4 protein-coding genes are annotated in these 2754 nt (G+C 71.0%); 2 read left to right on the top strand and 2 right to left on the bottom strand.

From position 1 onward, the window contains the following. A partial coding sequence (locus tag ACFTZL_RS43725) for an aminotransferase class I/II-fold pyridoxal phosphate-dependent enzyme (protein WP_382595857.1) occupies positions 1-515 on the top strand: 515 nt, incomplete at its 5' end. A gap of 66 nt (positions 516-581) precedes the next feature. Here ACFTZL_RS43725 and ACFTZL_RS43720 read toward each other — a convergent pair. Together ACFTZL_RS43720 and ACFTZL_RS43715 are read right to left on the bottom strand one after the other, a co-directional pair. Beyond that, the gene (locus ACFTZL_RS43720) at positions 582-812 is read right to left on the bottom strand and encodes a DUF397 domain-containing protein (protein ID WP_382595854.1); all 231 of its coding nucleotides are present in this window, start codon (positions 810-812) and stop codon (positions 582-584) included. Between the two features lie 9 nt (positions 813-821). After that, positions 822-1682: a helix-turn-helix domain-containing protein gene (locus ACFTZL_RS43715; RefSeq protein WP_382595851.1), complete on the bottom strand. Its 861-nt coding sequence runs from the start codon at positions 1680-1682 to the stop codon at positions 822-824. A gap of 212 nt (positions 1683-1894) precedes the next feature. Between ACFTZL_RS43715 and ACFTZL_RS43710 the strand changes: the two genes are divergently transcribed. Then, complete coding sequence (locus tag ACFTZL_RS43710; RefSeq protein ID WP_382595848.1) at positions 1895-2353, top strand: ATP-binding protein; 459 nt, start codon at positions 1895-1897, stop codon at positions 2351-2353. The last annotated feature ends 401 nt before the right edge of the window (positions 2354-2754 follow it).

The raw sequence follows: 2754 nt of genomic DNA, 5'->3' as shown, positions 1-2754 counted from the left end.
GCCGCGGCGCCCCGCACGCGGCGGGGCTCGCGGGCGCCGACGACGTCGTCGTCACGGTCACGCTGTCCAAGTCGCTCGGCAGCCAGGGCGGAGCCGTCCTCGGCCCCGCCCGGGTGATCGACCACCTGGTCAACGCGGCACGGACGTTCATCTTCGACACGGGACTCGCCCCCGCGGCGGCGGGGGCGGCCCTGACGGCCCTGCGGTTGCTGCGTCGCGAGCCGGAACGGGCGGCACGGGCCCGTGCGGTGGCGAGCGAACTGCACGCACGCCTGACCGCCGCGGGTCTGGAAGCGGTGCGTCCGGACGCCGCGGTGGTCTCGGTGCGCGCGCCCTCACCCGAGGACGCCGTGCGCTGGGCGGCCGAGTGCCGCGCGGCGGGCCTGGCCGTGGGCTGCTTCCGTCCTCCTTCCGTGCCCGACGGCATCTCACGACTCAGGCTGACCGCCCGCGCGGACCTGACCGGGGAACAGATCGAACGCGCTGTACGGCTGATCGGCGAGACGCGGCCATGAGTCGGCGTGACACGGTCGTGCGTCGCACGATGACGGACTGAGCGATGACGGACTGATCAGAAACGGTCAGATGCGGTCGACCGCGGCCGTGAACTCCGCCCAGCTCCTCGATGAGAAGAGCAGCGCGGGCCCGGCCGGGTCCTTGGAGTCCCGCACGGCGAGCAGTCCGGCCCAGGGCGGGGTATCCGGACGCGCGGTCTCGACGCAGTTGTTCGCGCCGGTGCTGTAGCTGCTGCGCAACCACCGCACACCGTGCAGCTCGATGCTTGAGGGGACATGACGAGGCAGTGCACGCATGGTGCCTCCTTACGCGCCGGCGGCTGTCCCGGCGATGAAATCCAACGAGTCCTCGGGCGAAAGGGCGTGGATCTGAAGGGCGTTGAAGGCCTCCGTGTAGGCCTGGAGGTCTTCTTTCCGTTCGAGGTAGAGGCTACTCGTCAAGTGGTCGAGAACAACCACGTTCAGATCAGAAGTGCTCGAAAATGAGAAGATAACGAAAGGGCCGGTGACACCGATGTGCGCCCCGGCGGCGAACGGCAGTACCTGGAGCCGCACTTGGGGCAGGCGCGCCGCCTCGACCAGCCGTTCGAGCTGCCGGGCCATGACTCCGGGCCCGCCCACCTCCCGCCGCAGCACGGCCTCGTCCAGGACGGCGCTCAGTTCCAGCGGCGGATCCGCGCGCAGCACGTCCTGCCGGGCCAGTCGCACCTCGACCAGCGTGTCGAGCCGGTCCTCCGGCAGGCCCTCCACCGCGGCCTTCGTCACCGCACGCGCGTACTCGGGCGTCTGGAGCAGCCCCGGAACGACGGTGGTCTCCAGCGTGCGCATCGCGGTGGCCTGGGACTCCAGGCTGATGAAGTCCCGGTAGGTCGGCGGCAGCACCCCGCGGTAGGCGTGCCACCAGTGGTGCCGGCCGCCCCCGTCGTCGGACCCCGCCAATACCAGAAGCAGCTCGCGAAGTTGGGAGTCCGCCACACCGTAGGCGTCGAGAAGTAACCGCACATCGGCCGGTTTCACCCCGCTCGTGCCCGTCTCGATCCGGCTGACCTTGGACTGGTGCCAGCCCACCAGCCGGGCCGCCTCACCGCTGGTGAGGCCCGCCGAAGTGCGCAGCGCGCGCAGTTCGGCGCCCAGTTTCCGGCGGCGCACCGCGGGACCGTGCTGCATGGGTTCTCCTTACTCCTTCCGAGCCACCCGAATACGGTCTCGCGTCGTAGAGTTCACCGCTTTGGGCGACAGATATATGCATATCTTGGTGGATCGCCGCCCTTCGCGGGTGTTCTGGTGGCACTCTGGCGGCGAAGCACCAGTCCGGGACCGTACTCGAACCATCCGCTCCGTGTCGGGCTGCGGTCCCGTGGGAAAGGGACGACGTCGCCATGGCAGACCATTTGGAATCATCCGTCACTCTGCCGAGCGATCCAGCCTCGGTCTCCGCAGCGCGCGCCTACGTGGTGGACACGCTGGCGGAGTGGGGCCTGCCGGCGGACACGGAAGTGTCCGACACCATCCGGCTCATCATCTCCGAGCTCGCCACCAACGCCGTCCTGCACACCTTCGGGCAGTCGCCCACGTTCACGGTGGACGTCGCGCTCGACCGCGACGAACGGCTGCGCATCGGTGTCACGGACAGCCACCCACGGCTCCCCAGACGGCTCCCCGCCGCGGTACAGCAGGACAACGGCCGCGGTCTGGTCATCATCCGCTGGCTGACCGCCGAGTGCGGCGGCAGGCTCAGGATCCGCCCCACCCGTGAGGGCGGCAAGACCATCTCCGTCGAATTTCCGTGGACCGTCCCGGCCCAGCCCATGACGGCGGCGGGACAGCAGGAGCCGTAGCCTCACCACGGCGCGCCGGCCCCGAGCGCGCGCACACCCACCGGCGTGACCGACGTCCGCGCCACCCTCCTCGCAGAGCCTGTCACCGGCGCCGCAGCGACGCCTCCCGGCGCGACGCTCCTCCCCGACGCGGTGCGGGGATCCTGACGGTGCCCTGGGGCGCCGCCTCCTCGACAGCGGGCTCCGGTTCCCCGCAGCCGCCGTTCGCCTCCTCCCGCAGCCCCGCCCGCCGCACCAGCCGGGGGAGCACGCCCCACAGTGCGACGCAGACCAGGAAGGTCGCCGCCGGCGCGCTGCAGTGGTGTCTCGCCGCGAGCGGTGCAGGGACTGTGCTCGGCCATGACGCGACGATCAACCACGTGAGCCCGTGTCACGCTCCCGGCGTGCGGCGGCGCGTGTCA

Origin of the sequence: Streptomyces sp. NPDC056948 (genome assembly GCF_042674225.1) — a bacterium.
Taxonomy (GTDB): Bacteria; Actinomycetota; Actinomycetes; order Streptomycetales; family Streptomycetaceae; genus Streptomyces; species Streptomyces purpurascens.
This window is presented reverse-complemented; position numbering and strand designations above follow the sequence as displayed.